The organism is Natrinema soli (assembly GCF_028618695.1).
In genome coordinates this window covers 1-6,052 of sequence record NZ_JAQIVI010000419.1, presented here as the reverse complement: position 1 = coordinate 6,052, position 6,052 = coordinate 1, and the positions used below count along the sequence as shown (strand labels likewise).

Genomic DNA, 6,052 nt, shown 5'->3' with positions numbered 1-6,052 from the left:
GCGGCGGTGTCGCCCGCCAGCAGGTTTCCCGGATCGGGCTGGACGACGAGGCCGACCCCCAGAAAGCCGATGGCGGCACCGACGGCCCCGAGCGGCGAGAGCCGTTCACCCAGCAGCGGGATCGCCCACAGTGCGGTGATGATCGGAATCAGTCCCTGCAAGATCGCGGCGACGCCGCTCGGAACCGTCTGCTGACCGAGAAACAGCAGTCCGTTACCGGCGATGAGGAAGATGCCACCGCCCGCGACGGCCGCGAGGTCGTTCCGCGCGGTCGGCCGCCACTTGTCGACCCGAACGATGGCCGCGGCTAGCAGTAGGGCCGCCGCGATATCGTACCGGGCGGCCGCGAACAACAGCGGCGGCAGGTGCTCGAGGCCGATCGAAATCGCGGGAAAGGAAAAGCCCCAGAGAACGGCCAGCAACGCGAAAAGCGACGCATCGAGAGCGCGAGACATGGGGAATATAGCCGTCAGTCTCCGAAATATCTCGCGCTTTCGGTGGGTTCCTGCCGCTTCCGGTGTGGCAACAGGGTGCAGATCGGGTGCTCGAGGACGATACGGACGGCTCGGATACGGACGGCTCGTGGTGAAACGAAGGATGCGACCGAACGCAGTGAACGGTCGAAACTACATCGAAAACGGAGCTCTCACTCGGCTTCGGGGATCGCCGCATCGTCGACGTACGGCAGTTCTCGAGCCGTCTCGCGGACCGCGCCGGCGTTGGACTTCATCAGCGCCGTCGTGTCCCAGACGCCGTCGACGAGCGCCTTTCGCTGGGCGTCGTCGACGGTGACGTCGATCGTCTCCTCGCCGTAGGTGACGGTCTCCGCTTCGATGTCGATGTCGATCTCGCCGTCGGAGTTCGCGTCGACCCAGTCCTGAAGTTCCTCGATCGTCTCGCTGTCGGCCGTGACGGTCGGAATGCCCAGTGCCAGACAGTTGCCCGCGAAGATCTCGGCGAAGCTCTCGCCGATGATCGCGTCGATCCCCCAGCGCATCAGGGCCTGGGGCGCGTGCTCTCTCGAGGAGCCACAACCGAAGTTGCTGTTGACGACCATCACCGAGGAGTCCTGGTAGCGGTTCTCGTTGAACGGATGCTCCTTCTGGTTGTCGTCGTCGTCGAACCGCAGATCGAAGAACGCGAACTCGCCCAGTCCGTCGAAGGTGACGACCTTCATGAACCGCGCGGGGATGATCTGATCGGTGTCGATGTCGTTACCCCGGATCGGGACGCCGGTACCGGAGACGTAGTTGACCTCGGGAATTTCGACTTCATCCGTCATGCCAGATTCACCTCCTTCAGATCGCGCACGTCAGAGACCTCGCCGGTGATCGCCGCCGCGGCGACCATCCGCGGACTCATCAGCACGGTCCGTCCGTCCTTCGATCCCTGTCGGCCGACGAAGTTCCGGTTCGAGGAGGAGGCACAGGCCTCGTCGCCCTCGAGTTGATCCTCGTTCATGCCGAGACACATCGAACAGCCGGCGTTTCGCCACTCGAAGCCGGCTTCCTCGAAGGTGTCCTTGAGGCCTTCCTCCTCGGCGGTCCGCTGTACGCGCTGGCTGCCGGGGACGACCATCGCGCGGACGTCGTCGTCGACCTGGCGGCCCTCGACGATCCGAGCGGCGCGTCGCAGGTCCGGCAGGCGGGCGTTCGTACAGGAGCCGAGGAAGGCGACGTCGATATTGTATCCCTCCATCGTCTCGCCGGGCTCGACGCGCATGTGTTCCTGCGCGCGTCGGGCCGTGTCCTGCTTCTCCTTCGGCAGCGACTCCGGTTCTGGAATCGGATCGGAGATTCCAACTCCCTGCCCGGGCGTGGTCCCCCAGGTGACGACCGGCTCGAGTTCGTTCGCGTCGATGTGGACGACGTCGTCGTATTCGGCGTCCGCGTCGGAGCGGATCGACTCCCAGTAGGGTTTGAGTTCGTCGAACGTCTCGGGGTTCTCCTGGAAGTAGTCGGTCTGCTCGAGCCACTCGTAGGTGGTCTCGTCGGGGTTGACGTAGCCCGCTCGAGCGCCGCCCTCGATGGACATGTTACAGATAGACATCCGCCCTTCCATCCCGAGGCTCTCGATGGCCTCGCCGGCGTACTCGTAGACGTAGCCGACGCCGCCCTCGGTGCCGAGCCGGCGGATGATCTCGAGGATGACGTCCTTCGCTTCGACGCCGTCGCCGAGTTCGCCGTCGACCTGAATCTTGCGGACCTTCTGTTTCTCCATGGCGACGGTGCCCGTCGCGAGCACGTCGCGGATCTGGGAGGTCCCGATGCCGAACGCGAGCGCGCCGAAGGCGCCGTGGGTCGAGGTGTGGGAGTCCCCGCAGACGATCGTCTTGCCGGGCTGGGTGATCCCCTGCTCCGGTCCGATGACGTGGACGATCCCCTGATCGCCCGTCGTCGGGTCCGAGAACTCGATGCCCGCGTCGCGGACGTTTGCCTCGAGTTCGGCCATCATCTCCTCGGCCGCGTCCTCCTCGTAGGGGCGGGACTGGTCGGCCGTCGGCACGATGTGGTCGACCGTCGCGTGGGTCAGTTCCGGAAAGGCGACCTCGAGGTCGCGCTCGCGGAGCATCCCGAACGCCTGCGGGCTCGTGACCTCGTGGATGAGGTGGAGCCCGACGAACAGCTGATCCTGTCCGGTCGGCAACGTCGTGACTTTGTGGCGATCCCAGACCTTGTCGTACAGTGTGCCCTTGCTCATTCCTCTACTACCGTATCGCTATCGGACTGGCGTCCGTGTTCGGTCCCGCGCTCGAAGACGCGGTTCGCGTCGTCGGCCCGCTTCGGCGGCGTGTGGTCGACGTCGCTCATCGTTCCGTTCGTGTCGGTACTCTCGTCCGCTCCGTCAGCCTCGGTCGTCTCCGACGTGCCGCCGTCGGCGGCGACGATCGGCCCGCGGCTGAACAGCCGGCCAGCCGTCTCCCCCGTGTGGGGATTCGTGTGGCTGATCTCGCCCATCGTGTCCGTCGTCTTGTCGTTTTCGCTCATGGTTGCTCGGGTTCCGGTGTTAGTCGTCCGCCTGCACCGTGGCGGACTCCGCTTCGTCTTCGGTCTCGTCTTCCTCGGCCCAGGCGAACAGGTCGCGCAGTCGCTCGCCGACCTCCTCGATCTCGTGGTCCTGCTCGGCCGCTCGGAGCTGGTTGTAGCTCGGACGCCCGGCCTGGTTCTCGAGGATCCACTCGCGCGTGAACTCGCCGTCTTGAATCTCCGCGAGCACCTCGTCCATGTTCTCGCGCACGGAGTCGTCGACGATGCGGTCGCCGCGGGTGAGACCGCCGTACTCGGCGGTGTCGGAGACGGAGTTCCACATCTCCATGTTTCCGCCTTCGTACATCAGGTCGACGATCAGTTTGAGCTCGTTGAGGCACTCGAAGTAGGCGATTTCCGGCGAGTAGCCGGCGTCGACGAGCGCTTCGTAGCCGTGTTTGACCAGCGCGGTGACGCCGCCACAGAGGACGGCCTGCTCGCCGAAGAGGTCGGACTCGACCTCCTCCTGGAACGTCGTCTCGATGACGCCCGCTCGAGTGCAGCCGATCGCCTTCGCGTACGCCAGCGCGCGATCGTCAGCGTCGCCGGTGGTGTCCTGGTACACTGCGAGCAGGCCGGGCGTGCCCTCGTCGTTCTCGTAGTTGCGCCGGACGAGGTGGCCCGGGCTCTTGGGTGCGACCATCGTCACGTCGACGTCTGCCGGCGGCTCGATCTGGCTGTAGTGGATGTTCAGCCCGTGGGCGAACTGCAGCGTGTCCCCCGCCTCGAGGTTCGGTTTGATGGCGTTCTCGTAGACGTCTGACTGGACGGTATCGGGCACGAGCACGGAGACGTAGGACGCCTGTGCGACCGCGTCGGCCGGCGTCTCGACGGTCAGCCCGTCGGCTTCTGCGGCCGAACGCGACGACGAACTCTCGCGCAGGCCGACGACCACGTCGACGCCGCTGTCGTCCAAGTTCTGTGCGTGAGCGTGGCCCTGGCTTCCGTAGCCGAGGACGGCTACGGTCTCGTCGTCGAGCGTCGATACGTCTGCGTCGTCGTCGTAGTAGATGTCGGTGGTGAATTCGTCAGTCATCGGTAGCTGTCTCTGTGTATTCTCCGTCGTAGTTCGCCTCGTCGGCGGCCGATGCGTCTGCGGTGGCTGCCAGCGTGGATGCGGCGGTGTCGTCGGTACCGCGGGCCAGCGCCGTCGTCCCGGTCCGGGAAATCTCTCTGATCCCGAACTGGCTGAAGGTGTCGATCGCGGCCTCGATCTTCTGGCGCGCGCCGGTCACTTCGATCGTCGCCGTCTCCGGACTCGAGTCGACCGTCTTGGCGTTGTACATGTCCGCAACGGCGGCGACCTGGCCGGGTCGATCGGCGTCGACCTTGATCAGCGCCAGTTCCCGACGCATCGCGTCGGGCTCGAGTTCGCGCACGGAGATGACCGGCACCAGTTTGCGCAGTTGCTTTTCGACCTGATCGATCCCCGGATCGGGTTCCTCGACGACGATCGTGATTCGCGCGTGATCGTCGTCTTCCGTGGGGCCGACGGTCAGGCTCTCGATATTGAACTGCCGCCGCGAGAACAGTCCCGAGACGTCCGAGAGGACGCCCGGTTCGTGTTCGACCAGCGCCGAAATGACGGTGCGCCGGGGCTCGTGGGTCACCTCGACCTCCGGGTCGATGCGAATGCCCTGTTTGTTGCGCCGTCCCGCGGGGGTCGGTCGCTCGTCTGGCTCGGGCCCGCCCAGTCCGCGCTTCATAGCTGGTCCTCCGCCAGTGCGAACTGGCCGTTGTCGCCGCCGCTCGGCACCATCGGATAGACGTTGGCGTCGGGATCGATATGAACGTCGATCACCGACGGGCCGTCGTAGGCGATCGCGGCGTCGATCGTTTCGGCGACGTCGTCGTAGTCGTCGATCCGGAAGCCGCTCGCACCGAAGGCCTCCGCGAGCTTGTCGAACTCGGGCATCCAGTGGTAGTCCGACGCGGAGTGACGGCCGTCGAAGAAGGCGTCCTGCCACTGTCGAACCATGCCGATGTACTCGTTGTTGAGCACGGCAACCGTGATGTCGAGGTTCTCGCGGACGGCGACCGACAGTCCCTGCAGCGTCATCAGGAACGAGCCGTCGCCGTCGATGCAGACGACCTCCTGATCGTCGTCGGCCGCGATCCGCGCGCCGATCGCCGAGGGCAGCCCGTAGCCCATCGTCCCGAGCCCGTGACTCGAGACCCAGGTGCGGGGCTCGGTGTAGGTCCAGTACTGACAGGCCCACATCTGGTGTTGGCCGACGCCGGTGGTGACGATCGCTCGGTCGCTCGTAGCCTCGTCGAGCGCTTCGACGACGAACTCCGGCTGGACCGGTTCGTCCTCGGGCGCGTCGTACGCCATCGAGTAGTCGGATTTCCACTGCTGGCACTGCGCGCGCCACTTCGTGGCTTCCGGCGAGGAGTCGACGGCCTCGGAAAGCTGCTCGACGACCGTTTCGGCGTCGCCGACCAGCGGGTAGTCCGCGTGGATGTTCTTCGAGATCTCCGCGGGGTCGATGTCGACGTGGATGAGCTCCGCGTCGGGCGCGAAGGTCTCGATTCCGCCGGTCAGTCGGTCGTCGAATCGGGTCCCGATCCCGATCAGCGTGTCGCAGTGAGTGATCGCCATGTTGGCGTAGCCGGTGCCGTGCATGCCCGCCATCTCGAGGGAGAGTTCGTGATCCTCGGGGAACGCGCCGATGCCGGGCATCGTGGTGATGACCGGGATCTCGTGTTCGATGGCGAACTCGCGGCAGGCCTCGCTGGCCTCGCCCTTGATGACGCCGCCGCCGAGCAACATGGCGGGGCGGTTGGCGTTCTCGATCCGCTCGGCCGCGGCCGCGACGATCTCCGGATCCGCTCGTTCCTGCACCTGATAGGTGTCAGGAACCTTCGGATCGTCGGGCTCGTGGTCGGTCTCGCCGTTCGTGATGTCTTTCGGCAGGTCGACCAGGGTCGGTCCCGGCCGGCCCGCGCCGGCGAGCGCGAACGCCTCGCTGACGTCGCTGCCGACGCGATCCGAGTCGCTCGCGAAGGTGTTGTCCTTCGTGATC

Annotated in this window: 7 protein-coding genes; all 7 read right to left on the bottom strand. The window is 65.9% G+C overall.

The annotated features are described in order from the left end of the window. The coding region (locus PGX04_RS22935; RefSeq protein ID WP_273740633.1) for a DMT family transporter at positions 1–455 on the bottom strand (455 nt) is incomplete at its 3' end. Between the two features lie 191 nt (positions 456–646). After that, positions 647–1,282: a 3-isopropylmalate dehydratase small subunit gene (gene leuD / locus PGX04_RS22930; protein ID WP_273740632.1), complete on the bottom strand. Its 636-nt coding sequence runs from the start codon at positions 1,280–1,282 to the stop codon at positions 647–649. Beyond that, the gene (gene leuC / locus PGX04_RS22925) at positions 1,279–2,700 is read right to left on the bottom strand and encodes a 3-isopropylmalate dehydratase large subunit (RefSeq protein ID WP_273740631.1); all 1,422 of its coding nucleotides are present in this window, start codon (positions 2,698–2,700) and stop codon (positions 1,279–1,281) included. Before leuC ends, leuD begins: the two co-directional genes overlap by 4 nt. Next, positions 2,697–2,987, bottom strand: coding sequence for a DUF7989 family protein (locus PGX04_RS22920; RefSeq protein ID WP_273740630.1), 291 nt, complete (start codon positions 2,985–2,987; stop codon positions 2,697–2,699). Before PGX04_RS22920 ends, leuC begins: the two co-directional genes overlap by 4 nt. Positions 2,988–3,006: 19 nt before the next feature. After that, the gene (gene ilvC / locus PGX04_RS22915) at positions 3,007–4,062 is read right to left on the bottom strand and encodes a ketol-acid reductoisomerase (RefSeq protein ID WP_273740629.1); all 1,056 of its coding nucleotides are present in this window, start codon (positions 4,060–4,062) and stop codon (positions 3,007–3,009) included. Continuing rightward, positions 4,055–4,732 (bottom strand): acetolactate synthase small subunit, encoded by a 678-nt coding sequence (gene ilvN / locus PGX04_RS22910; protein WP_273740628.1) that lies wholly within the window; start codon positions 4,730–4,732, stop codon positions 4,055–4,057. Before ilvN ends, ilvC begins: the two co-directional genes overlap by 8 nt. Then, positions 4,729–6,052, bottom strand: a 1,324-nt coding sequence (locus tag PGX04_RS22905) for a thiamine pyrophosphate-binding protein (RefSeq protein WP_273740627.1), incomplete at its 5' end; no start/stop codon positions are given. The genes PGX04_RS22905 and ilvN, both read right to left, overlap by 4 nt.

What these genes read in the sequence shown, in the direction of transcription:
- leuD (WP_273740632.1), bottom strand. Translation starts at nt 1,282, where the DNA reads ATGACGGATGAAGTCGAAATTCCCGAGGTCAACTACGTCTCCGGTACC.
- leuC (WP_273740631.1), bottom strand. Translation starts at nt 2,700, where the DNA reads ATGAGCAAGGGCACACTGTACGACAAGGTCTGGGATCGCCACAAAGTC.
- PGX04_RS22920 (WP_273740630.1), bottom strand. Translation starts at nt 2,987, where the DNA reads ATGAGCGAAAACGACAAGACGACGGACACGATGGGCGAGATCAGCCAC.
- ilvC (WP_273740629.1), bottom strand. Translation starts at nt 4,062, where the DNA reads ATGACTGACGAATTCACCACCGACATCTACTACGACGACGACGCAGAC.
- ilvN (WP_273740628.1), bottom strand. Translation starts at nt 4,732, where the DNA reads ATGAAGCGCGGACTGGGCGGGCCCGAGCCAGACGAGCGACCGACCCCC.